This is a genomic window from Gaoshiqia sp. US2, from assembly GCF_059705485.1.
Genome location: NZ_AP048550.1, coordinates 500,219 through 524,001, shown reverse-complemented (window position 1 = coordinate 524,001; position 23,783 = coordinate 500,219). Strand labels below are relative to the sequence as shown.

General features: G+C 46.6%; 26 protein-coding genes. 6 read left to right on the top strand and 20 right to left on the bottom strand.

The window, feature by feature from the left end; all coding sequences use genetic code 11:
* Nucleotides 1–32: 32 nt before the first annotated feature.
* The 4 genes from trpC to AC6H3C_RS02040 all read right to left on the bottom strand — a co-directional run bounded on the left by trpC (nt 33) and on the right by AC6H3C_RS02040 (nt 3,943).
* Nucleotides 33–815, bottom strand: a complete 783-nt coding sequence (gene trpC / locus AC6H3C_RS02055; RefSeq protein WP_497518913.1) for an indole-3-glycerol phosphate synthase TrpC — start codon at nt 813–815, stop codon at nt 33–35.
* 97 nt (nt 816–912) lie between these two features.
* The gene (gene trpD, locus AC6H3C_RS02050; RefSeq protein ID WP_497518912.1) at nt 913–1,905 is read right to left on the bottom strand and encodes an anthranilate phosphoribosyltransferase; all 993 of its coding nucleotides are present in this window, start codon (nt 1,903–1,905) and stop codon (nt 913–915) included.
* A gap of 20 nt (nt 1,906–1,925) precedes the next feature.
* Entirely contained in the window at nt 1,926–2,525 is a 600-nt protein-coding gene (locus AC6H3C_RS02045) for an anthranilate synthase component II (RefSeq protein ID WP_497518911.1), read from the bottom strand.
* Between the two features lie 11 nt (nt 2,526–2,536).
* Nucleotides 2,537–3,943, bottom strand: coding sequence for an anthranilate synthase component I family protein (locus AC6H3C_RS02040; RefSeq protein WP_497518910.1), 1,407 nt, complete (start codon nt 3,941–3,943; stop codon nt 2,537–2,539).
* Between the two features lie 349 nt (nt 3,944–4,292).
* On the opposite strand from AC6H3C_RS02040, the gene AC6H3C_RS02035 reads away from it, so the two are divergent.
* Nucleotides 4,293–5,291, top strand: coding sequence for a sugar phosphate isomerase/epimerase family protein (locus AC6H3C_RS02035; RefSeq protein WP_497518908.1), 999 nt, complete (start codon nt 4,293–4,295; stop codon nt 5,289–5,291).
* Nucleotides 5,292–5,547: 256 nt separating this feature from the next.
* On the opposite strand, the gene AC6H3C_RS02030 is transcribed toward AC6H3C_RS02035, so the two are convergent.
* The 3 genes from AC6H3C_RS02030 to AC6H3C_RS02020 form a co-directional block, all read right to left on the bottom strand.
* The gene (locus tag AC6H3C_RS02030) at nt 5,548–6,228 is read right to left on the bottom strand and encodes an NAD-dependent epimerase/dehydratase family protein (protein WP_497518907.1); all 681 of its coding nucleotides are present in this window, start codon (nt 6,226–6,228) and stop codon (nt 5,548–5,550) included.
* A gap of 43 nt (nt 6,229–6,271) precedes the next feature.
* Entirely contained in the window at nt 6,272–6,412 is a 141-nt protein-coding gene (locus AC6H3C_RS02025) for a hypothetical protein (RefSeq protein WP_497518906.1), read from the bottom strand.
* 110 nt (nt 6,413–6,522) lie between these two features.
* The gene (locus AC6H3C_RS02020; protein ID WP_497518904.1) at nt 6,523–7,671 is read right to left on the bottom strand and encodes an iron-containing alcohol dehydrogenase; all 1,149 of its coding nucleotides are present in this window, start codon (nt 7,669–7,671) and stop codon (nt 6,523–6,525) included.
* 323 nt (nt 7,672–7,994) lie between these two features.
* On the opposite strand from AC6H3C_RS02020, the gene AC6H3C_RS02015 reads away from it, so the two are divergent.
* The 3 genes from AC6H3C_RS02015 (at nt 7,995) to AC6H3C_RS02005 (ending at nt 9,479) form a co-directional block, all read left to right on the top strand.
* Nucleotides 7,995–8,540: a Crp/Fnr family transcriptional regulator gene (locus AC6H3C_RS02015; protein ID WP_497518903.1), complete on the top strand. Its 546-nt coding sequence runs from the start codon at nt 7,995–7,997 to the stop codon at nt 8,538–8,540.
* Nucleotides 8,541–8,607: 67 nt separating this feature from the next.
* Complete coding sequence (locus AC6H3C_RS02010; RefSeq protein ID WP_497518902.1) at nt 8,608–8,868, top strand: 4Fe-4S dicluster domain-containing protein; 261 nt, start codon at nt 8,608–8,610, stop codon at nt 8,866–8,868.
* 68 nt (nt 8,869–8,936) lie between these two features.
* Entirely contained in the window at nt 8,937–9,479 is a 543-nt protein-coding gene (locus AC6H3C_RS02005) for a DUF4405 domain-containing protein (RefSeq protein WP_497518901.1), read from the top strand.
* Nucleotides 9,480–9,577: 98 nt separating this feature from the next.
* Here AC6H3C_RS02005 and AC6H3C_RS02000 read toward each other — a convergent pair whose 3' ends face one another.
* The 4 genes from AC6H3C_RS02000 to AC6H3C_RS01985 all read right to left on the bottom strand — a co-directional run bounded on the left by AC6H3C_RS02000 (nt 9,578) and on the right by AC6H3C_RS01985 (nt 12,633).
* Complete coding sequence (locus AC6H3C_RS02000; RefSeq protein ID WP_497518900.1) at nt 9,578–10,420, bottom strand: SDR family oxidoreductase; 843 nt, start codon at nt 10,418–10,420, stop codon at nt 9,578–9,580.
* A gap of 160 nt (nt 10,421–10,580) precedes the next feature.
* On the bottom strand, nt 10,581–11,390 hold the full coding sequence (ygiD, locus tag AC6H3C_RS01995; protein ID WP_497518899.1) for a 4,5-DOPA-extradiol-dioxygenase: 810 nt from the start codon (nt 11,388–11,390) through the stop codon (nt 10,581–10,583).
* Between the two features lie 191 nt (nt 11,391–11,581).
* On the bottom strand, nt 11,582–12,184 hold the full coding sequence (locus AC6H3C_RS01990) for a Crp/Fnr family transcriptional regulator (RefSeq protein WP_497518898.1): 603 nt from the start codon (nt 12,182–12,184) through the stop codon (nt 11,582–11,584).
* A 32-nt stretch (nt 12,185–12,216) separates the two neighbouring features.
* A complete protein-coding gene (locus AC6H3C_RS01985) occupies nt 12,217–12,633 on the bottom strand; it encodes a hypothetical protein (protein ID WP_497518897.1) in 417 nt (138 codons plus the stop codon).
* Nucleotides 12,634–12,856: 223 nt separating this feature from the next.
* On the opposite strand from AC6H3C_RS01985, the gene AC6H3C_RS01980 reads away from it, so the two are divergent.
* Together AC6H3C_RS01980 and AC6H3C_RS01975 are read left to right on the top strand one after the other, a co-directional pair.
* Nucleotides 12,857–13,201: a winged helix-turn-helix transcriptional regulator gene (locus AC6H3C_RS01980; RefSeq protein ID WP_497518895.1), complete on the top strand. Its 345-nt coding sequence runs from the start codon at nt 12,857–12,859 to the stop codon at nt 13,199–13,201.
* Nucleotides 13,202–13,355: 154 nt separating this feature from the next.
* A complete protein-coding gene (locus AC6H3C_RS01975; RefSeq protein WP_497518894.1) occupies nt 13,356–14,249 on the top strand; it encodes a helix-turn-helix domain-containing protein in 894 nt (297 codons plus the stop codon).
* A gap of 28 nt (nt 14,250–14,277) precedes the next feature.
* On the opposite strand, the gene AC6H3C_RS01970 is transcribed toward AC6H3C_RS01975, so the two are convergent.
* The 9 genes from AC6H3C_RS01970 to AC6H3C_RS01930 all read right to left on the bottom strand — a co-directional run bounded on the left by AC6H3C_RS01970 (nt 14,278) and on the right by AC6H3C_RS01930 (nt 23,765).
* Nucleotides 14,278–15,594 (bottom strand): outer membrane protein assembly factor BamB family protein, encoded by a 1,317-nt coding sequence (locus AC6H3C_RS01970; RefSeq protein WP_497518893.1) that lies wholly within the window; start codon nt 15,592–15,594, stop codon nt 14,278–14,280.
* Nucleotides 15,595–15,702: 108 nt separating this feature from the next.
* Nucleotides 15,703–16,869 carry an iron-containing alcohol dehydrogenase gene (locus tag AC6H3C_RS01965; protein ID WP_497518891.1) on the bottom strand — a complete coding sequence of 389 codons (1,167 nt, stop codon included), beginning with the start codon at nt 16,867–16,869 and terminating at the stop codon, nt 15,703–15,705.
* Between the two features lie 10 nt (nt 16,870–16,879).
* A complete protein-coding gene (locus AC6H3C_RS01960) occupies nt 16,880–17,884 on the bottom strand; it encodes an aldo/keto reductase (protein ID WP_497518890.1) in 1,005 nt (334 codons plus the stop codon).
* Nucleotides 17,884–18,411, bottom strand: coding sequence for a flavodoxin (locus tag AC6H3C_RS01955; RefSeq protein WP_497518889.1), 528 nt, complete (start codon nt 18,409–18,411; stop codon nt 17,884–17,886). Before AC6H3C_RS01955 ends, AC6H3C_RS01960 begins: the two co-directional genes overlap by 1 nt.
* 14 nt (nt 18,412–18,425) lie before the next feature.
* Nucleotides 18,426–19,544 (bottom strand): aldo/keto reductase, encoded by a 1,119-nt coding sequence (locus AC6H3C_RS01950; RefSeq protein ID WP_497518888.1) that lies wholly within the window; start codon nt 19,542–19,544, stop codon nt 18,426–18,428.
* Nucleotides 19,525–20,040: a cupin domain-containing protein gene (locus AC6H3C_RS01945; RefSeq protein WP_497518886.1), complete on the bottom strand. Its 516-nt coding sequence runs from the start codon at nt 20,038–20,040 to the stop codon at nt 19,525–19,527. The genes AC6H3C_RS01950 and AC6H3C_RS01945 overlap by 20 nt, the downstream gene beginning before the upstream one ends.
* Before the next feature lie 251 nt (nt 20,041–20,291).
* Complete coding sequence (locus AC6H3C_RS01940) at nt 20,292–21,689, bottom strand: IS1380 family transposase (RefSeq protein WP_497515887.1); 1,398 nt, start codon at nt 21,687–21,689, stop codon at nt 20,292–20,294.
* A 109-nt stretch (nt 21,690–21,798) separates the two neighbouring features.
* Nucleotides 21,799–22,530, bottom strand: coding sequence for a carboxymuconolactone decarboxylase family protein (locus AC6H3C_RS01935; protein ID WP_497518885.1), 732 nt, complete (start codon nt 22,528–22,530; stop codon nt 21,799–21,801).
* A gap of 35 nt (nt 22,531–22,565) precedes the next feature.
* Nucleotides 22,566–23,765, bottom strand: coding sequence for an aldo/keto reductase (locus tag AC6H3C_RS01930; protein ID WP_497518884.1), 1,200 nt, complete (start codon nt 23,763–23,765; stop codon nt 22,566–22,568).
* Nucleotides 23,766–23,783 lie beyond the last annotated feature (18 nt).

Here is a 23,783-nt window from a genome sequence, read left to right as displayed (position 1 = left end):
TTATTCTCCGGATGAATTTAAGTTAACCGGCGTTACAAATTCTTTATAAACTCCGCGCAGGCTTTGGCCGGGTTTTCGGTTTTCATGAAGTTTTCACCCATTAAAAATCCTTCAAAACCGGCTTTGCGCAAGTAGCGAATATCTTCGGCCGACGAAAGGCCGCTCTCAGAAATTCGCGGCATGGACTCAGGGAGTAATTTGCTCAGTCTGACCGAAGTTTCCACATCCACCTCAAAGGTTTTCAGATTACGGTTATTGACGCCAACCAAATCCACCATCGGGTTTAGTTTTTCAATTTCTGCTTCGGTGTGCACTTCAACCAGTACTTCCAGCTCAAGTTCTTTGGCAATTTCAGTCAGCTTCAACATGTCCTCCCTGCTCAGGCTGGCCGCAATCAGCAAAATCAGGTCGGCGCCATGTGCTTTGGCTTCGTATACCTGGTAAGGGTCAAGCATAAAGTCTTTGCGTAAAATGGGTGTCTGTTGGTTGGCCAGACGGGCTTTGGCCAGATTTTCGAGGGAGCCGCCAAAGTAATTTTGGTCGGTGAGTACCGACAAGCCGGATACGCCTGCCCGAACGTATCCCGAAGTGACTTCAGTTACTTCGGCCTGGGCGTTGATCACCCCTTTTGAGGGCGACTTGGTTTTGAATTCGGCAATAATCCCGCTGGCGCCGGGAGCTTGCAACGCGGCTTTCAACGAGTTGGTTTTTCGTTGAAAAAAAGGAGACAGCTTTAATTCGCCGACGCTGATTCTGGATTTTGCCGCTTCCAGTTCGCGGCGTTTGTTGGCATTTATTTCGTCTAATATGGTCATGAGCAATATTTCAGGTTTCAAATTTCAGGAACAGCCGCTATTTCGCTGCATGTTTCAGGTAATACGTAATTATTTTTCTGCCTGCTGAGGCTGAACACTATTTCGCTGCCATCAGTTTTTTGAAAACATTGAAGGCCTTTTTACTGTTGAGCGATTCGCCGGCTTCCGCCACACAATCAGCCAATGTCCGGTCGGGAAACATACATCTGATACCGAGGGCGGCATTGGCAATCACCACGTTTTTCTGGGCAGCGGTGCCTGTTCCTTCTAAAATACGTTTAAAGATTTTAGCCGCATCTTCAACCGACTTGCCTCCTGATAGTTCTTCTTGTCTCAGTGTTTCGAATCCAAAATCGGCCGGCGACAGGTTATCTTCGGTGTCTTTTGAAACATAGCGGGCGTCGCCGGTCAGCGAAATTTCATCGTAACCATCCAGGCTGTGCACAATCAGAAAGTTTTGTTTGCTATCCCGGAAAACCTGGTGGTAGAGGTCCATGATGTCGAGACCGGAAACACCGACTAACTGATTTTGAGGAAACGACGGGTTGATGATGGGTCCCATCATATTGAACAAGGTGCGTACTTTCAGCGCTTTGCGCACAGGCCCCACATTTTTCATAGCCGGATGAAACAGGGGGGCATGGAGGAAGCAAATGCCGGTTTCTTCGAGTTCGCGACGCAACTTGGCGGGATTGTTGCTGAATTGATAACCGTAATATTCGAACATGTTTGATGCTCCGCTTACCGACGATAAGCCGTAGTTCCCGTGTTTGGCGACCTTATAGCCGGCTCCCGCCAGCACAAAACAACTGGCTGTTGAAATGTTGAAGGTATTCTTTCCGTCTCCGCCGGTGCCAACTATATCGATGGTATTGTATGCTGAAAAATCGACGGCTACGCACAGGTCGAGCAGGGCCTGGCGAAAGCCTGACAGTTCTTCCGGCCTGATCCGGCGCATCCGGAAAACGGTCAGAAACGAAGCAATCTCCGCTTCTGAAAACTGACCTTCAGCAATTCGGGTCAGGATGTTTCGGGCTTCATCCCGGGTCAGGCTGTGTCCGTCGAACAGGTAGTTTAAAGTATCTTTCATATAGTTCCAAGTACAGTTTTTTACATTAATCGTTCCTTTTCAGGAGAACCTGAATGTTTTAACCAGTTTTCAATGATCTTTTCGCCCAGCGGGGTGAGGACCGATTCCGGATGAAATTGTACGCCGCGTACATCAAGTTGTTTGTGTTTCATCGACATGATCTGTCCGTTTCCATCCAGGGCGGTCACTTCAAGGCAGTCGGGCAGTCCGTCCCGGTCAACTATCCAGGAGTGATAGCGGCCGGCATCAAATTGATCAGGAAGCCCTTCAAACAAAACAGGATCGGCGCTGACCTGCAACACCGGCGTTGCAATGCCGTGTAACACCTGGTTCATATTGGTCAGTTTGGCGCCAAAAACTTCGCCAATCGCCTGGTGGCCGAGGCAAACGCCAAATATGCTTTTCCGGCCTGCAAATTCGCGAATGATATCCATGAGTAAACCGGCTTCTTCGGGAAGGCCGGGACCGGGAGAAAGCACAATCTTATCGTACTTTTCCAGGTCGCTCAGTTCCAGTTCGTCGTTTCGGATCACGTCGACCGGAAGACCGGATATTTTTTTGATGGCATGCACCAGGTTGTAGGTGAATGAATCGTAATTATCGATGATGACTATTTTCATGTTGTAAGAGATTATATTTCTTTGGCAATTTCAATGGCTTTTTTCAGTGCAGCCAGCTTGTTGTTTACTTCCTGCAATTCGTTTTCTTCTACCGAACCGGCTACAATCCCTGCTCCGGCCTGATAGTAGAGCGTATGGTCCTTACTCAGGAACGAACGGATCATGATGGCGTGGTTCAGGCTATTGTCGAAACCGATAAAACCAATGGTTCCGCCGTAGTAGCTGCGTCGTTGGTTTTCGTAGCGGTCAATCAGTTGCATGGCCATGTGTTTTGGCGCACCCGAGAGGGTACCGGCAGGAAACGAATCACCCAAAACGGCAACCATATTGGCATTCCCGGACAGGCGGCCGGATACCTCGGACACCAGGTGGATGACGTGCGAGAAGTACTGTACTTCGCGGAAACTATCCACATTTACATCGTCTGCATTCCGGCTCAGGTCATTTCGGGCCAAATCAACCAACATCACATGTTCGGCATTTTCTTTCGGGTCGGCGCATAACTTTTCGGCCAGCACACGGTCCTGTTCATCGTTTCCTGTTCTACGAAAAGTACCGGCAATCGGGTTGATGATAGCGCGTCCTTTTTTGATCCGCAATTCGGCTTCGGGGCTGGACCCGAAGATCCGAAAGTCGCCGTAATCAAAAAAGAATAAATAAGGCGATGGATTAACGGTTCTCAACGCCCTGTATAAGTTAAAGTCATCGCCTTTATATGTTTGTGAAAACTGCCGCGACAACACGATTTGGAAAACGTCGCCCCGGTAACAATGTTCTTTCCCTTTGGTCACCATTTGGCGGTATTCGTCGTCGGTGATATTCGAAGTTTCATCGCCTTCAGTATCGAATTTGGTGGTCGGGAACGAAAGATTTTTGAGCAAGGATTCAATCTGTCCCATTTCCGGCGTTTCACCTTCGGGCAGGTTTTCGATCAGCGAGATCATATCTTTGGAATGATCGATGGCCAGGATATACTTGTAAAAACAATATTTGACCTCGGGAATGGAATAGCTCTTTTTCTTTTCGGCAGTGATGTCGATTTTTTCGAAGTACCTGACCGAATCGTAGCTCAGATAACCAAAGAGCCCGTTGGCCGGCGCATCAGCCGTATCGCCCGATAAACGGAACGACTGGAAGAAAGCATTTAATTCGCGGGCAACGGTATGCTGGTCTGCAATGGCTATTCTGCGGCTTTGGTGTCCTTTCGTTTCGATGCTGATTTCTCCTTCATCGGCCGTGAAGCAGCTTAACGGTTTAATGCAGATAAACGAGTAGGCATTTTCGTTGCCGTGGTAGTCCGAACTTTCCAGCAGGATCGATTGCGGAAACAATTCGCGAAACTTCAGGTAAACGCTTACCGGGGTGAGCGTATCGGCGAGAATTTTTTTTACAGTAACTTTTGCTTGAATCGGATTCATATGTCATTTTTTAATTTTTTTGCATAAAAAAAGCGGCTTACCGTGTTCCGATAAGCCGCTTCTTCATTCATGACAGGCATGACAGCTACTTCTCTCCACGGTATTGTGAAAAGTTTCTGTGCCACCACCAATTTTTCGACATGAATGTGTTCATCGTTATATTCTTAAAAATACCAATATGGCTATTACCTTCTTGTAAGAAGAAGACCCCACCACGGAAGCCATATTGTATTTATATTTTCACTAAATTGTGGTGTAAAAGAATGAATTATTTCAATTAAATGCAAATTTTAGTTCCGGTCAATTTAAAATGATACCGTTTTTTAACCATTTATTTATTGAAACAGACATGAATACGAATTTAAACAGGCGTTCATTTATTCGGGAATCGGCTCTTGCCGCAGGCGCGATATTGACGGTTCCAAATCTGGCTTTCAGTTCTTCCAAAAAGGAATTATTCAAAATATCTCTGGCGGAGTGGTCGGTGAATGAACTTATTTTTGGGAAGGCCCGCGAGTTGGGCTGGGAAAAATTTATTCACATGCTGAATAACGATTTTAGCAGCATTGAAAAAGGGGCCGCAATGAAAAATATAGAATTTCCGGCTTATGCCCGAAGCCTGGGCATCGATGCGGTGGAGTATGTAAATACCTGCTTCTTTGATAAGGCAAAAAATCAGGCTTACCTGAGTGATCTGAAAAAAGCCTGTGAGGATGAGGGGGTGAAATCCTTGCTGATTATGTGCGATTCGGAGGGTATGGTTGGCGCTCCTACCCGCGAGGAACGTTTGCAAACCCTGGAGAACCACAAGAAATGGATTGATGCGGCAGCTTTCCTGGGCTGCCATTCCGTTCGGGTAAATGCGGGCAGCCAGGGCAGCTACGAAGAACAGCAAAAACTGGCGGCTGATGGCTTGCACCTGTTGTGTGAGTACGGAGAACAGGCGAAGATTAATATTTTAGTTGAAAATCACGGCGGGTTTTCAAGTGACGGCCAATGGCTTTCGGGTGTGATGAAAATGACTGATCACCCTAGGGTTGGCACCTTACCCGATTTTGCCAATTTCCGGATCAGTCATGAACCCGAAAAGTGGTACGACCGCTACCGGGGAATGGCCGAGTTAATACCTTATGCCAAAGCCGTAAGCGCAAAATCGTACGATTTTGATGAATTTGGGCAGGTAATTGAAACCGACTATTATAAGATGATTGAGATTGTGTTGGAAGCGGGTTATAACGGCTATATCGGGATTGAGTACGAAGGAAGCAAACTGCCTCCACGCGAAGGGATCCTGGCTACCAAACAATTATTGGAAAAGGTTAGGAGCGAGTATACCGGAAAATCGTAAAGCAATACCCGATAATTATCCCTGAAAATGAAACTATGCGTTCATGATGGACGTATTGAACAATACAGCTTTGCAGATTTTTTTCATACTTAATTTTATCTGGGGTTGATTGGTTGAGCAACTGCAAAGCAAAAAAGGTAATTTTAGTTGTTTGTTTAGAGGGAAGCGGTGGGAAGGACCCACCGCTTTTCTATTTGTTTGGAACGTCATTTCCATGAATCATATTCTGTTTGATGCAATTGACGGCATGGATGGTTTATCCCAATTTCTTTTCCGACAGTTTTTTGATGTCCCTCGGCTCAAGAATCCGAACCGACGATTCGATAAACGCACTGTTTATCATGGCATTTGCAAAGTCGGACAGCTTAAGGATGGCGTTTGGGAAAACGGGGCGCAACAGCACCAACAGCCATTTTAGGCATTTGACCGATTGGTAGGTCTGGCTGGGTTTCACCTTTAAATAGGGGATTAAGGCTCCCGGCCTGAAATTATAGACCTGTTTGAAGGGCAGTTTCATCAAATCGTTTTCGGTTTTACCCTTCACGCGTACCCACATCGTGCGCCCTTTTTCGGTGCTGTCGGTGCCGACGCCCGAGATATAGCAGAAGGTCATGGCGGGGTTGGCTTCCGAAACGAGTTTCGCAAAGTCCATCGTCAGCGTGTAGGTCAGGCGGGTGTAGGTGGCTTCGTCCATGCCCAACGACGATACGCCGATGCAAAAGAAGCAAGCGTCGTAACCTTGTAATTCGTCCTTGAGGGACGAGGCGCCGGACAAGTCGGGCAACACCATTTCAACGAGTTTTGGGTGTTGCAAACCCGATGGGCGACGGTTGATAACCAGTATTTTCCCGATGGAGCCGTGCTTAAGGCACTGGTCCAACACGCTTTCTCCAATCATGCCGGTGGAACCGGTGATGATGACGTTGAGCTTTTTCATGAATGCAATTTTTTAAAACCTTACCATAGACAAAACAATCTGATTAATTTGAGAATTCATACCATCTACTGGTTATCATCTCCTTTTTGTCGCGGGCGGGGCCGTAGCCAAAGCTCATGCCCATGCAGCCCAAGCCAATGGCCGAGACTTCTAAGTTGCTGTTGCCAAGTATTCTCTTTTCCATGGTATTGTATTTTTAAAGCAGAGGCACAGGGATACAAAGACTTAGCAAATTACGCCTTTCGAGAAAAAGATTCTGTGTCTCCGTGCCTCTTCGTTGGATACCGACTTGCCTCACCTTGCATTTTCCAACACCCCGGTAATCATCTCGCGGGTGTAAAGCGCCTCGGCGCCCCACATTTTGGCCACGGCCAATAGCTTGTCCACCAACATGGGGATGTCGGTTTCGGGAATGTTCCCCTCTTTTAAAGTAACCGGCGCGCCGATTTTCGAATACCATGCCTTTAGCGCTTCGATGCCCTGTTCGGCACCATTTACACCGAACATGTTTTTTGCAAACTGCTCGAAACGTTGGGGCAAATGCTGTTTTTGCCACTTCATCCACGCCGGCATGATGATGGACAAGCCCGCGCCGTGGGCAATGTTGTACTCGGCCGACAGGGTATGCTCCAAAAAGTGGGTGTCGAAGCGGTTGTTTTCCACGCCGCAAAAAGTGGTGAAGTTGAGTGCCTGCGTGGCGGCCCAGGCAAATTCGGCGCGTGCATCGTAATTAGTGGCATCGGCCAGCAGTGTTTCGGTGGTGCGCATTACCGTTTTCAGGATGTTCTCCACGTATCCGGCCATGTATTGGGGCAGGTAGGTGGCCGACAGGTACATATCGAGGCTGTGGGCGAAGATGTCGGAAGCCGAATAGGCGAGATAGTCGTTGGTGACGGTGGCTTGCAGTTCGGGGTTGATGACCGACACCGTGGGGTAGGTGGTAGGGCCGGCCAGGCTCAGCTTTTCGCGGGTCTTTTCGTTGGTCACCACGCCGTAGTTGTTCATCTCGCTGCCGGTGGCGGCCAGCGTCATGATGTCGAAAATCATTAACGCCTGCTTGGGAAACCCCTTGCCGATAAAGAAGTCCCACACGTCGCCCTCGTATTTGGCCCCTGCGGCAATGGCCTTCGACGAGTCGAGCACCGAGCCGCCGCCCACGGCCAGCACGGCATCCACGCCCTTGGTTTTGGCAATTTCGATGCCTTCGTACACTTTGCCCAGCACGGGGTTGCTCACCACACCGCCCAAGGTTTCGTAAGCAATGCCGTTTTCGGCCAGCGAATGGGCCACGCTATCGAACAGCCCGCTTTGCTTAATCCTTTCGGAGCCGTAAACAATCAGCGCCTTCTTCACGCCGTATTCGGCCATGTATTGGCCAATCAGTTTCTCTTTGCCCTGCCCAAACTCAATGCGGGTGGGATTGTGGTAAGTAAATGCTCTCATTTTATGTTGGTTTTTAATGTTACAATGGGACGGAAATCCACATTGCAAACATCGGCGTAAAAAACCGAACGGGCTTTACCCGGATTACGGGTTTGGCTACCATAATTACTGAATCGACCTCAATAGCAAATAATCATGCAATTAGAAAATGAACTTTTGATTTAAGGCAATTCCGACCTCGTTCAAAAAAGAAAACCGGGACTTGAGAGAAGAATCGACAAGCAAATCGATAAATTTGGGTTTATATTATTGAATCGGGTTTTAACGGAAGTCAAAATGCACAATGAGTCCTCCTGCACAGCACTAAAATGGATAATACACTGATGAATACGATAATGTCTAACGAGGAAATCAGGACACTATTTCACGAGAGTATTGTTGAATTGGAAATTGCCTCTAAAACCGTTTTGTTGCGCGAAGGCGACATCGCCAAAAACATTTATGTCATTAAAAAGGGGTGTTTGCGCGAATGGTTCAACAAGGACGGGAAAGACATCACGTTTCAATTCTTTTTCGAAGGGCAACCGGTGGCATCCATCGACAGTTTCATGAACCAAACGCCAAGTCTTTTCACCATCGAAAGCATCGAGCCGACCACCGTGTTGTCGATTGCAAAGACCGATTTCGACAATGTCCTGACAACTCATCCCCAATTTAACAACGGGTTTCAGCAATTCATCTTTCAGCGATTCCGAAACTATGGGCAATTGTTTCTGTCGAGAATAAAAGACACGCCGCAGGAGCGATATCTGGATTTGCTGAACCACCATCCCGAAATCATCAAACGTGTGCCACAACATTACATTGCCTCTTTTTTGGGGATAACGCCCATTTCGCTCAGCAGGATTAGAAACAGGAAACCGCGTTGATTTATTAACGATTGTTATCGTCATTGTTGCGTTTAATGATGTTTTTTGCCGATAAAAAGCATCGGCCATGAACCGCAAACGCACACGTCCCTCGGCATCACGTACCAAATTCATATTGTTAAATACCAACCGTTGCACCGCATGTTGGCAATGCCAAAACGCATGTCCACATCGTGTTTTTGGAAAGATAAATATCTTGTGGCACCGGCATGCCCGCGTTGTAAGTGCCGATGCTTGTGTTGGCTGCTTGAAATGCATCAAGGCTTGTCAGGCACAGGCTATCACCAAAATTGACAGTCGCCACGCGCGGCAGGGCGGTGTTTCTTAACAATTGTTATTGTCCGGGAATGGGTGATGACGGACTTTTGTGCCGAATCCATTCATCTGCAAAAAAGTATGAAAAACGCTATCAAAAGTTTAACCATCAACCTAGCCTTGCTGCTATTTGGGTCGATGGCCATGTTTTCGGGGTTGTTGCTTCAGGTAGAATACCACATGGGAAACCATGCCGGCGTTCCAATCAATAAAATTGTTCTGACCATCCATGATCATGGATGGTCAGGCATCCACAAGGGTTCAATAGTTTTGTTCTCGATGGCCATGTTTTGCCATTTTTACCTGCATTGGCAATGGTACCGTACGGTCATCAAAAAAAGGCTTTTTGCAAAAAACGCGCAGGTCATAACGCTAACAGTTCTTTTTGTTGTGGTGGCGGTGACCGGTATTGTTCCGTGGATGGTTCAATGGTGGCAGGGAAGCCATGTAATTCGTCGGGCATTGGTAGAAATACACGATAAATTGGCGTTGGTTCTTTGCATTTACCTTGTTCTGCATGTTGGCAAAAGGGCAAAGTGGTTTATATCGGCCATTGAAAAACCAATCGCGGCGCGTCACGCGAAAAAAAAGGCGTCATCGTGCAATGAGGATGCATTTATTTAGAAGTTTGATATTCAATCATCTGCAATGTAGTTGCTAAAAAAACTGCCCAACATCCAATCATGGCGTGCTGGGCAGTTTTTTGAGAACGCACTGGATGGTTACAACGCCAATCGCACCGTTTCGGCCATCGGCGTGGTGGGGCGGCCAATGAGTTTTGAAAGCTGTTGGGCGTTGTCGAACAAATCGCCTTTGGATACGCTCACATCCCAGCTGGCAATGGCTTCGGCAAATGCTTTGGGGAGGTTGAAGCTCTCGAGGATGCTGGCATAATCGGCTTCGGGCAGGTTTTTGTAGGGGATGTCCTTGCCGGTTTGTTTCGATATTTCGGCGGCCAGGTCGGCGAGCGTATAGGCCGTGTCGCCCGCCAGCTCATAAACGTGGCCCTTGTGTTGCTCATGGGCCAAAACGGTGGCGGCGGCCTCGGCAAAGTCGGCCCGCGCGGCCGATGATATTTTTCCATTACCCGCGCTGCCAATAAATGCGCCGCCGGCCAATGCACCACCTATGGAGCCGGTGTAGTTTTCGGTGTACCAGCCGTTTCGCAAAATGGTGGTGTCGATGCCCGACTCCTTCAGCATCTTTTCGGTTTCAAGGTGTTCGCCGGCCAGGTTCAGCGAGGTAATGTCGGCATGCAGCAAGCTGGTGTAAACAATCCATTGTACGCCTGCCACTTTGGCGGCGTCAATCACGTTTTTGTGCTGGATGGCGCGTTGGCCTATTTCGTTCGACGAAATGAGCAACAGCCTGTCGATGCCGTTTAACTGTTCGGCCAGCTCTTGGGGCCGGGTGTAGTCGAACGGCCGCGTTTCCACGCCCAATTCCAGTGCTTTTTCGGGGTTGCGCACCAAAGCAACAACCTGTTGCGCGCCTACTTTCCTTTTCAATTGTTCAACCACCAGTTTTCCTAACTGGCCGGTTGCTCCTGTAACTGCAATTTTCATTTTATACGTATTAAAAGTTAAAATTTTAGTATTCTCAGATAGGAAGATTGTTCGACAGGAGACAGACAGAATAGACCAATGAGATATACAGACATGATTGCCTTTCTTCGTCTAATCCGCTGTCTGATAGTCTATCCTCCCCTTTTTCTCATTTAGATGCTCATCCAATCTTTACCGATGTCATTGTTAATGAACCGCCTACGGGCTCATCATTAAAAATGGTTATCTCGTCTTTTGTATCCTGCAACGCCAGGGCATACAGCAAGGGCAAATAATGGTCGGGCGTTGGGATGGCCATTTCAAAGGCTTTGCCTTGTTTCCGAAAGTCAATCAACGCTTTGTGGTTGCCCTCGCCAATGAATTTTTTCATCTTTTCGTTGGCCTCAATGGCCCAATTGTAGCCGTAGTTTTCGTTCAGCTTTTGCCAGTGAACCATGCCCAGGTTGTGCACCATATTGCCACTCCCAACTATCAGGATGCCTTTGTGCCGCAACTCGTAAAGTTCTTTTGCCAGCTCGTAATGCTGTTTCGGATGTTTGTAATAATCGAGGCTCAGCTGTATTACCGGGATGTTGGCCTGGGGGTACATGTGCCGGATGACCGTCCAGGCCCCATGGTCGAGACCCCATTTCTCGTCGAGCGCCACCTCGGCGCTTTTGACCATGCCCTTCACCTCTTTGGCCAGTTGAGGCTTTCCGGGCGCCGGGTACTGAATTTCGTACAGCGCTTTGGGGAACCCGCCAAAATCGTGGATGGTCTTTGGCTGTTCCATGGCTGTCACCTGCGTTCCTTTGGTTTCCCAATGGGCCGATACCACCATGATGGCCTTGGGCGCTTCAATTTCCATCGACACATTGCGGAACCCGCGCACAAACTCGTTCTCCTCAATGGCATTCATGGGACTGCCATGTCCCAAAAAAAGTACCGCCATTTTGGGCGTGTTGCCCAATGGTTGATTTAATAGGTTCATTGCATTGAGTTTTGTGCCAATGGCTATCCCAAAGGACGTGGTTAATAACGATTTTATGAATGTATTTCTGTCCAATTGTTTTTGTGAATGTTTACGATACGAAGATAAATGGGGATACGGATCTGCATACTTGACCTATGGTAAGAAATGGCGTTGATGTAGGTCAGGATGCTGTCAACAATGCCCCACGGTTATTTCTGTCTTCTGATCCGGCTCAGACTTTCGGGCGTGATGCCCAGGTACGATGCAATGTAAACCAACGGCACGCGCTGAAACACTTCGGGATGCTCTTTGAGCATGTCGTTGTAACGGTCCATGGCCGTTTCCCACATGGTGGCATTGAGCCGGTTCAGCGCGTTCACATAAGCCTTTTGGAACAGGATGCGGAAATACCTTTCCAGGCGGGGAACCTCAATGAGCAGTTGCTCCATCCGCTCGTGCGAAATCCGAAGTAAATGAGAGTCTTCCAAGGTTTCGATGTTGTATTTCGAAGGACTTTTCGAAAAAAAGCTTTCCAGGTCGCTAATCCAGTTGTTGTCCATCCTGATTTGATAAATGTGCTCAACACCTTTTGTGTCGATGTAAAACGACCGCAGACACCCCCGGGTGATAAAATAGAGGTGATGACACACTTGCCCCGAAACCAGCAAATCTTTTTTTTTCCTGATGGTTAAAGGTTCAAATGCCGACAAGATGATGGCTTCATCAGCTTCCGTTAAATCGGTCCATTTTTTTAAATAATAGAGTAGCTTGCTGTCGTGGTCCATCGATAAAGCATTGAGTTGGTTTGACATCAATAAAAGAAACCCGCGCAGGGCGCTTTTGTTCAGGATTTATGCACGCTTACGTCCATCTTGTCCTTGAACACATTGCCAAAGTGGGCCATCATGCCGCCATAAACCGGCCCCTCTGAAAATTCGGGCATCCCTTCCACCATCACAAATTTTGATGCTTCGAAAGCGCTGTACCCGGCCACATGATAGTTGGAGATAACTTTTACAACCGGTTTGCCCAGTTTCGCAATGTAACCGTTCATTTCCTGAATATTGTCGTAAAATGCAGGCGGCTCAACCACCACCACCCCTTTTTTGCCTTCAATCAGGCAATTGATGTCGCCAAGCGGGTCGGCGGTCACGTACGAATGTAATTTAAACCTGCCGAAGTCTTTCACTTCAAATTTTCCTTGCGCCTGTGCACAAATCGCCACAAACAGTAGGGCGAATGCAGATACTAACGTCTTCATGTTTCCTTTTTTTATACAATTAATGATTTAACGCTTCAAAAGTAGATGGTCAGTGCAGGCTGTGCAAGTTGGTTAGAAACGCACCAATAGGGTTAAAATTATTGATTACCAATGTGATGGATGTGATTCTTTTTTATATTTTTTTGAACGTTACGATCTGAAAGGAATGTTGCTCTCCATGAGAGATTTTTGTATTTTTGAAAAACCATAAAATGAAAAAGATATGAGAGATTTAGATTTGCAATATCCCACCTGCCCCATACGTAACGTGTTGAGCCGAATGAGCGACAAATGGTCGTTGCTGATATTGTACACCTTGCAAGGCAACGGTGTGATGAGGTACAAAGACCTGCTGAAGGCCATTCCCGATATTTCCCAGAAAATGCTGTCGGGAACGCTCAAGCGGTTGGAAGAAGACCAGATGATTACCCGCACGATGTACAAGGAAATCCCTCCCCGTGTAGAGTATTCTCTCACAGAAATGGGGCAAGAGTTGATGCCGGTGCTTCAGATGATGATCCATTGGGCCCAAACGCATTTCGATCATATTACCAGGCAAACATTGTAAAGGCGCTAATCCTGTCGCCGTGCAGTTCTTAATTGACATACGGAATTACCCGGATTACGGGTTCTCCTACCATTATTACGGAATTACGCCAAAGCGCTCAACATCATGCGAATAGTTGATTAACTTTGCTTCATCAACACGAAAAATAAAGGTCATGAACGAAATAACCCGCATCAACACCGTAGCCGAATACAACCACCTGGTGGGCGTAGAAACTCTGCATCCGCTAATCAGCATCATTGATTTTGAGAAGAGCGAACCCTTTTGCTTCTTCAAAAGGCAATTGGGCGTTTACGCTATTTTTTTAAAGGACGTGAAGTGCGGCAACATGACCTACGGGCTGAGCACCTATGATTACGAGGAAGGTACGCTGGTTTTCATCGCCCCAGGCCAGGTGTACGGTGTGGAAAATGCAACCAAACAAAAGGGGGTAGGCAGGGCCTTGTTGTTCCACCCCGACCTGATACATGGCACCGGCCTGGGGCGCAACATCAAAGAGTATTCGTTTTTTTCGTACGACGTGCGCGAGGCGCTCCACCTGTCGGTGCGCGAAAGGGCTATCGTGAACGACTGCTTCGAGAAGATCCAATACGAGTTGGAACACGCTATCGACAAGCACAGCAAAACGCTCATCGTGTCGTACGTCGAGCTGTTCCTCAACTACTGCAAGCGCTTTTACGACCGCCAGTTTGTTACCCGCGACCTTACCAACAGGGACGTTCTGGCGCGTTTCGAAAAGGTCATCGACGACTACTTCGCATCAGACTTGCCCGGCGAGACGGGCCTGCCCACGGTGCGTTACTGCGCCGACAAGCTGTTTCTGTCGCCTAATTACCTGGGCGATTTGTTGAGAAAGGAAACCGGCAAATCGGCCCTGGAGCATATCCAGCTAAAAATGATTGAAATCGCTAAAGAGAAAATCTTCGATCCCGTTAAATCCATCAGCGAGATTGCCTACGAATTGGGCTTCAAATATCCGCAGCATTTTACCCGGATGTTCAAAAAGAACACCGGACTATCGCCCAACGAATTTAGGTTATTGAATTAAAAGATGTGAAAAAGTATCGGGAAATTTATCATTCCGCGACCTTCACACACATCATCCTGTTTTGGTCGCGAATCAGCAATTTGCCGTCGGCCAGTGCAATGGGCGCCCAATTTTGGGTTCCAAATCTGGCAGCCATTCCTTCTCCTGCAGGTGGCGCTGCGAGTAGTTCAGCCGATGCCAGCGGTTTAAACCCAGCAGGATCAGGTTCAATTAAATATAATGATTTTGCACCATCGGTAGCCAAAATCAACCCTTCGGCGAAAATCATACTACCTTTATTGAAATCGGGATTGCGTTTGGTTTTCCACATAATTTCGCCATCCATATTCATACAAACCAATCCGTCGCGGCGATTATTTGTGCCGTATTGTGCATAGACATAACCGTCGATAAGAAGAGGCGCCTTAGTCTGGTCGCCAAACTCCACGGTTCTGAAGATTTCTTTTGTCTGGTAGCTGCCATCTATGTTTTTTTCTACCTGTATCATTAGAGCCCCATGTTCATAGCCGCCAACCACAAGAATTCTGTTTTCACCGGCATCCACGGCAGGCGCTACTGAAATATGACAATCCCAGCCGGTGAACTGCCAACATATTTCACCTGACTTTGGCTCTAATCCCACAATATTGCCGGTCGTTTCTGGCAAATCCGGATGTCCGATAGGATTTGTTGATGAAGTAACCATGACAATGTGATCCTGCCCATAGATTTTCACAACTGTAGGACTTACGTAAGTTTCATTACCTAGATTGGGTGTTCCCCAAACGACCTCACCTGTAAATTTATCATAGGCTACAACGCCCGCTTCAGGGGCCATTGAAGCGATTACTAACAGATTATCATAGATCATCGGACACTGCGAGATGGCCCAGATCGGAATTTCTTTTCCCCCAAAATCCTTCCATACATTTTTATACCAAACCGGCTCATGGGTGTTGGTATCAATGCAGTACAGATCACCGTAGGGGCCGCAGGAATATATATGGTTGTCATCGGCAATGGGGACACTCCTTGAGCCAGGAAACATTACCTTTCCGGGAGCGTCGTATCTGAAGTTCCAGAGTTCTGCTCCGCTTTTAAGGTCTATGCAACGAAGGTTATCTCCAACATCGTCATCCCTGTCAAGGAAATAAACTTTGTCATCTTTGACTACGGGACCTCCGTACCCAATACCAATATTTACCGTCCACAGCACTTCAGGACCCGTCTCAGGCCATGTGCGCAAAATCCCTTTTTGCGGCGACGTATTGTCGCGATTTGGCCCCATAAATTGTGGCCAGTCCTGTGCAATGCCTGGGAAAGCGAAACACAAAAACAGTACGATAAAAAAGTTCATTCTTGTCATATAGCTTCATTTTTAGGTGAAAAAGTCCGGCAAACAGGAAAAAATTCCCGTAGCCGGGCAGTTTGCGTGTATAAACTCTGTCTCCCCCAATTTGTAAACGGAGTATTCCTATAGTGCGCTTTCGAGTATCTTCCGGCTGACCTCCAGCGTGATGTTTTGTGTTTCTGAAAGTGCAACCATGCCGTGGGCCTTCAATTGATCAATTACCGAAGGAATCTGGCCGGCATGAATTCCGTATCCCGACAAACGAGTATTGATGCCCAGGCTTTCGAAAAAGGTTCTTGTTTTGGCAATGGCTGTATCAATCCTTTGGTCATCTGTTCCCTCGTTGAGGTTCCAAACCCGTTGGGCATATTGAAGCAGCTTGACCCTTTTTTGCTCTTTACAAACCTCGAGTAATGCCGGGTAAACAATGGCCAGGGTTTGTCCGTGGTCGATGCCGAACAAGGCCGTGAGTTCATGGCCGATCATGTGCGTAGCCCAATCCTGGGGCACACCCGCTGCAATAATTCCGTTTAAAGCCATGGTTGCGCTCCAAACATGGTTGGCCCGTGCTGCATAATTCTCAGGTTCCTCCACACTCTTTTCTCCAATTTCAATCAGGGTTTTCAAAATACCTTCAGCCATTCGATCTTGTACGAGAGCATCCACCGGATAGGTGATGTATTGCTCCGCCACATGCACAAATGCATCCACAATACCGTTGGCAACCTGAATTTTGGGCAAGGTGAAGGTGTAGGCCGGATCTAAAACTGAAAATCTCGGATAGACCATCTCGCTCATGACCGGAAACTTGCCGTGGTTGTAGCTGATCACCGCCCCGTTGTTCATTTCAGAACCTGTTGCCGGAAGGGTTAATACCGTACCAAACGGCACTACTTTTTTGACGACACTGGAAGTAATGGGGCTGAACCCAAATCCAAGCAACTTGGTTGCATCCCCCTGGTAATGGCTGGCCAGGCAAATGAACTTGGTTCCGTCGATAACCGACCCGCCGCCCACTGCCAAAATGAAATCAATGTTTTTGGTACGAACCACCTCAACAGCCTTCATCAAGGTTTCGTAGCGTGGATTGGGCTCAATGCCGCCAAACTCGAAAATGGTGCGGTTGCCCAAAGCTTGGGAGACCTTGTTGAAAACGCCGAATTTTTTAACGCTTCCACCTCCATAGGTGATCAGGACTTTGGCATCGGAAGGAATCAACGGATCCATACTTCCAAGCCGATCGCTTCCAAACAATATCCGTGTAGGATTATAAAAATCAAAGTTGAACATATCTACTGTTTTAATATTTTGTATTGTAATCATTATCAACCATCTTCTGACTGCTTGCAGAGTACCTTTCTCCCTGAATCTTGATGGTTGCAACCGCAGCTTCAATTTTCTGAAGTTCTTCAGTTGTTAGTTGAATAGCCGCACCACCGATGTTTTCTGTTAAACGATGCTGTTTGGTTGTTCCAGGTATGGGTACAATCCATTGCTTTTGTGCCAAAATCCAGGCAATGGCAATTTGTGCCGGGGTAGCTTCTTTACTATTAGCTATTTGTAGTAACAGGTCAACCAATACCTGATTCGCCTTTCTGTTGTCAGGAGAGAAACGGGGTACGCTGTTTCTGAAATCGTTATTGTTGAAGGAGGTTTTGTCGTCAATTTTACCGGTAAGAAAACCTTTGCCAAGCGGGCTGAAGGGCACAAACCCAATTCCCAGTTCTTCAAGGGTTGGGAATATTTTCGTTTCCGGCTCCCTCCACCAAAGCGAATATTCACTTTGTACTGCCGAAACAGGTTGCACCGCGTGTGCTCTACGAATGGTATTAGCACCTGCCTCCGATAAACCAAAGTATTTTACTTTTCCTTCCCGGATCAATTCCTTAACTGTTCCGGCTACGTCTTCAATGGGAATCCCGGGGTCAACCCGATGTTGATATAATAAATCGATGGTATCAACCCTTAGCCGTTTCAACGAACCTTCAACTGCTTCGCGTATCTGTTTCGGCTTGCTGTTCAGTCTGGCCATTGCATTGTTCTGAATATTGAAACCGAATTTAGTAGCAACAATAAGCTCATTGCGAAATGGTGCAAGGGCTTCGCCAACAACATCTTCGTTGGTAAAAGGCCCGTAAATCTCAGCGGTGTCAAAAAATGTAACACCTAATTCATAGGCTTTTCTGATTAATTTAATGGCTTCCTGTTTATCGGTTGCAGGGCCATATCCAAAATGAAGTCCCATACATCCTAAACCTAATGCTGAAACTTCCATTCCCTGAGTTCCTAATTTTCGCTTTTCCATCACTTTAAATTTTTATTTAGCTTTTGCAGCCAGTTTTTTATCACTTTATCCGTTTTCGAAACCGAACCTCCCCGCAGGGCTAATCCAGTTTCAACAAGAGCTTCGGCGCAACAGTTTCTTATATCTTGCACACTACTGCCTAGTCCGCTGCCTTCGTGAGTGCAAAAGGGAATGATGGTTTTGCCCGCAAAATCGTACGACTCCAAAAAAGTGAAGACGGCCATTGGGAATGTGTTCCACCAGTTGGGGTATCCAAGATAAACCACCTCGTAGCCGTCCATATTGTGAACACGGGAGGTGAGCTCAGGACGTGCGTTTTGGCGCTTTTCGGTCATGGCCACCTCCGTGGTTTCGGTGTAATCGACCGGGTAGGCCTGTACGGTATCTATCTCGAACAAATCGCCTCCCGTGATGGCCTGAATTTTTTTTGCCACCACTTCGGTGTTTCCGGTGCGGAGGTTGACGATATTGCCGTTGCGGTAATTCTGGCCTTTTCGCGAATAGTAGGCAATTAAAATTTTACTCATGCTGTTTCTTCAATTCATGAATTATACCGGCTTCCAACAATTTCTATTTTTGAAATTTTATCGGTCAGCGTTTGCAGCTCTTCTGCTGTAAACTCAAAATCGACAGCCAACAGGTTCTCCCGCAAGTGCGCCTGTTTGGTTGTGCCGGGTATAGGCACAATCCACGGTTTTTGGGCAAGCAGCCAAGCCAGCGCAACTTGTGCAACGGTTAATCCTTTTTGGTTGCCAAAGTCTTCCAACACATGAATCAGAGTCCAGTTGGCTTTGATCGCATCGGGCTGGTAACGCGGCAAGGTGTGGCGGTTGTCGTTATTTGGGTCAATCCGGGTTCGTTCGTTGAAGTAACCGGTAATTAAGGCCCTGCTTAAAGGGCTGTACGGTACAAAACCAATTCCAAGCTCTTCGCATACGTTTAAGATTTCAGGATCACGGGTCATCAACGAGTACTCGCTTTGGAGTGCAGTAACAGGCTGCACAGCATAAGCTTTGCGTATATTTTCAACATCGGCTTCGCTTAGCCCGAAGTGGAGCACTTTTCCTTCCTGAATCAAATCCTTTACCGTTCCGGCAACATCTTCGATGGGTACATTGGGATCAACCCGGTGTTGGTACAACAAATCAATGTAATCGGTTTTCAATCGCTTTAACGATTGTTCAACCACTTCACGGATGTGTGCCGGTTTGCTGTTTAAGCCGGCCAATTTTCCATCCTGAATATTGAATCCGAATTTGGAACAAAGGATGATGTCTTTACGTAGCGGAGCCAAAGCTTCGCCCACTAATTCTTCATTGCTGAAAGGGCCGTAGGCTTCAGCCGTATCGAAAAAATTAATACCCATGTCGACGGCTTTCCGAAGAAGATCAACCATTAACTTACGCTCAGGGATAAAGGTTCGGTGCCAGCTCATGCCCATGCATCCCAAGCCAAGTGCCGAAACATGTAGGCTGTGCTCCCCGGTTCCAAGCGTACGGGTTTTGTTTACAATTTTTGGATTCAAACCTTTAGTCCTCGTACCAAAGCTTTCGTTGTTTGCAAATGTTACTAAGGGTGCAGCAATTGCAGTTGCACCCAATAGCGTCCCAACTTTTAAAAATTGACGGCGTCCTTCTGATTTATTCTCTAGCTCTGCCATAATGTGTTGAATTTTTTATCTGGTTGTATTCCTCTTCCGTAACAGGGGGTAACCAAACCACGCTTCCTTTGTTTGTATTCAGGCTCATGGCAATATGCGTTAATCCGCTGTCGGGCGCTGCACCGTGCCAGTGTTCCATATCCGGCGGAATTCTTACAACATCGCCTTTCTGAATGAGCTGAGCGGCTTTGCCTTTTTCCTGATAATATCCCTTCCCATCGGTTACCAGGAGGATTTGTCCTCCCGGATGTTTGTGCCAGTTTGTCCGTGCTTTGGGTTCAAAAGTTACGTTCCCAATTGAGGTATTGAATGTACGGTCGCTGGTTAAAAGCATTTGTAGCCATGCTGTACCTGAGAAATTGTTGCTGGTAATTTTTTCTCCTTTGGGAAAAACAGTTGTTGTTTCAGGTTCTTTTGTCGTGTCCGTTTGGCGACAAGTGCAAGCGAGCAATAAGGCTGCTGCTGAAATTGTGATGACGATTAATTTTGTTTTCATGTTTTTACCTGAATAATTCATAAACTTTAAAAAGGTGAATATTTGATTTTTTCAGCCGTGGGATTTAATAACCCATATGCTGAAAAGAAAATTTGTTGTCTGCGATTGTTTTCGATTGGTCATTTTAGAGGTTGGCCTGTTTAGTTTTAGACCAAAAATTGTGTGTATTTTCTTCACAGAACATAGGTATTTTATCTTGTGCTTTGCAAGTGCCTGATTAATATGTATTTTTGAATATAGTTGGGTTGTTGCTAACGGCGCAACTGTCCGATTTCGAGGAAGTAATTCTCAAGCAGTTTGGCTTGCGGGCATGAAGCTGGAAATTCCACTTTTATTTTTGTCTTCATTTGTCTAACCTGGGCAGCAATTTTAATGAACCTTTCACGTAATGTCTTCATCGTAACAGCTGCCAACCCCTTTGTTTTTAGCATGTTCTCCTGCAACGAGTGCATCAGCACATAAGCGGCTGAATGCAAGAATAACCTGAACTGATTGGCATAAAAGCTATTGCACGACATCCGGCCTGATTGCAGGTAGTTTTTGTGGTCTTTGATATTGAGTTCCATCCTGCCCCGTCCGCAGTACCCTTGTTCGTAAAGTGCCTTTGTCCGGTATTCCCAAAGGTCGGTTACAATAAAACGAATATTGGATCCTTTGCTTGTCACTTCGATTTTAACAATCACGCGTTGCTGGTTTTCCCAACTACCCGCTTTGTAGCCAAATGAGTGATAACGCTTTATGGGTTTGGCATATCTGGCAAATTCATTTTCGCAACTCTTTACAAGAGTTTCAACACTCGAATTCAATACGCTGTTTCCGGTCAAGCCAGTTATAAAATGGATATTGGGTTGTCCAACGCACCAGTCCATCAACTCTTTGCTGCAAAAGTGGCTGTCGCCCCGAACAATGATCACCGTATTTTTCCACGATTTGCGCAAATGGGCAACAAGCCTTTTGAGTATCCCAAAAACATTGGCACTTTTGCTGCGCCTGCCTGGTTTGAGTATGGTGGTAATCAGTTTTCCCGACAAGCCTTCATAAATGTGAAGGGGCATGTAGCAATACTCTCCGTAATAGTTATTGAACAGGGTTAACTGCTGCCCCCCGTGGGTATCAATGTTGGTGTCATCGCAATCGATAATAATCACAGGAGGTTCCGAAGGGTAGGATTCAATAAACTTATTGGCAAAGGCATACGCGATGTTGTACAGTTCACTGGCTCTTGGGGTGTTCTCAAAACGGGTCATAGTTGATTGAGATGCCAAGGCATTCCCTGTCATGGGCAAACGTCCAACACTCATTTTCAGGATCGTGTCATCGCGCAAGGTATTGCAATCATTGGCATCTTCATATCCAGCAACAATCTGATATACCCGCTGTGCAGCAATCTCTTCCAAAGAGTGGTCAACATAGCTTTGATGCCGGGTGTCCTCAATACAAGTAACCAGCGACTTGATGATGCCAATCCGGCTCTCGATATCTTTGACCAACAGCAAACCACCATCTGAAGAAATCTCAGATGCAGTAAAACTTACCTCAATACGCTTATTGTCAATTGGTTGTAAATCGAAGAGTTTTCCCTGGCAAATTGCAACGTCTGTTTGCTTGTCCAGAGTTTTTTCGGTAATTTTATTTTCTGAAGAGCTCATGGAAATACGGTTGTAAGACGCTGTAAGATAGTAATTTATCTTTAATTTTCGTGAGCTTTTCTTCGTTTTTGTGAATTATTCAGGTTTAATAAGATAATTTGTAAATCGATTACTTCTTGTTTTTGAGCGCTTCATTTAAAACGGCCTGAGCGGCTTTGGCTTCCTTTTTACCGGCTGTTGATTTAATGATGTCCACAAATTCGTTCAGCTGTCCGGCCGTGAAACCGACATTCAGACAAATGGACAAATGACTGCGAAGCATGGGTTCGGCTCCACCAATTGCGCTGATTGCCGAAATGGTAACCAATTCCCGTTCACCATAAGTTAAAACGTCGCGCTCAAAGATGTCGGCAAACAAATGTTCTTTCAGAAATACCTCGATTGGCGGGGCAAAAGCAGCATAGCCCGTTTGTGGTCCGGTTAGTGGCATTCCTAATAGCTCCTCTAAATTCGCTTTTCCCCGTTCATATTTACTGCGTTCATCGTTTATCGGTGAAGCATCCGCACCTTCATTATCCACTATGCCTTTGGCTTTGCGTTCATCAAGCGCTTCCATAAAGGTTTGCAAACCACGGATACTGCGTGGAAATCCGCAATAAGCATACAGGTGGACCATCACTTCTTTGATTTCATTAATGGTTAATCCGGCATCGAGGCCTTTGTTCAGTGCCGGTTTTAATTGTTGAAGTTCCCCTTTGGCTGCATAAACTGCAATGGGAATTGTACATACTTGCTTTGCAGATAAGGACACACGGGGTTCTTCATCGCGTTGAGCATAAAGGCATAGGCAACTAAAAATAATTAACGCCATAAGTACATTGGATTTTACCGATTTCTTCATACTGATCTGTTTTTAGTTGTTCTGCACATCGGAATCTATTTTTTTAACGGGGCTTCTACTTTTGAAAACTGCAACACAAATCCCGGCAATCGTTCTCCGGCTATTTGGATTGATTCCAATTCGTTGTTGAATTGCTGCCATTCCCCGGCGGTGAATTTAACTGCATCGGCGCCAATATTTTGTTCCATATGTGCCATTTGTGTAGTACCCGGAATGGGTACAATCCAAGCTTTTTGTGCCAGTAACCATGCTATTGCAATCTGTGCAGGAGAAGCCTGCTTTTGTATTGCCCATGTCTTGATTAAATCAACCAACTTCAAATTTTGAGGCAGATTTTCAGGAGAATATCGTGAAGTGTTTGCCCTGATATCACCAGGAGCGAATCGCGTATTAGCATCGATTTCCCCTGTGAGAAGTTGGCAGGCAAGCGGCCACCATGGAACAAATCCAATTTCCAACTCCTCACAGATGGGGATTACGTCTTTCTCCGGGTCACGCCATATCATCGAGTACTCGTTCTGAATGGCGGTTAGTGGAAGTTCTGCATGTGCACGTCTTATTGTCTGGAGTCCAGGTTCAGAGAGGCCCCAATGGAGCACTTTACCCTGATCCATTAAATCTTTAACCGTCCCTGCTACATCCTCAATAGGAACTTCCGGATCAACTCGATGTTGATAGAGCAAATCTATACGGTCGGTACGGAACCTCTTTAACATTCCTTCAACTGCGAGCTTTATATGATCAGGTTTGCTATTTAGGCCTGGCAGTCTCTCTCCAGTTTTCAAATCGATATTCCAACCGAATTTGGAAGTAATTACAACCTTGTCCCTGAATGACTGAATCGCCTCACCAAGTATTCTCTCATTTTCGTGCGGTCCGTAAGCTTCTGCGCAGTCGAAAAATGTCACACCCCGGTCGTATGCGGCTCGTAGAATCTTAATCATTTCAGGACGATACGGCACAATTGTATTGTGTTTACGATGCATATTCTGAACTCCCAGCCCAATGCTCGAAACTTCCAGACTTCCGCCAAGTTTTCGACGGCTAAGGGTGGATGGTTGGGAATCGGAATGTCCGTTACGCTTCGACGAAATTCCGGAATTGCTTTGTCCCATCAGTGTGTTTGCACCAAGGGTAGACGCGAAGAATGAACCTCCGGCTAACGCAGCACCTGTTTTGAAAAACTTGCGACGATCTAATCCCAGGCTTACGTCCTTATTATTTGAATTTTCCATTTCGATCTGATTTAAGAT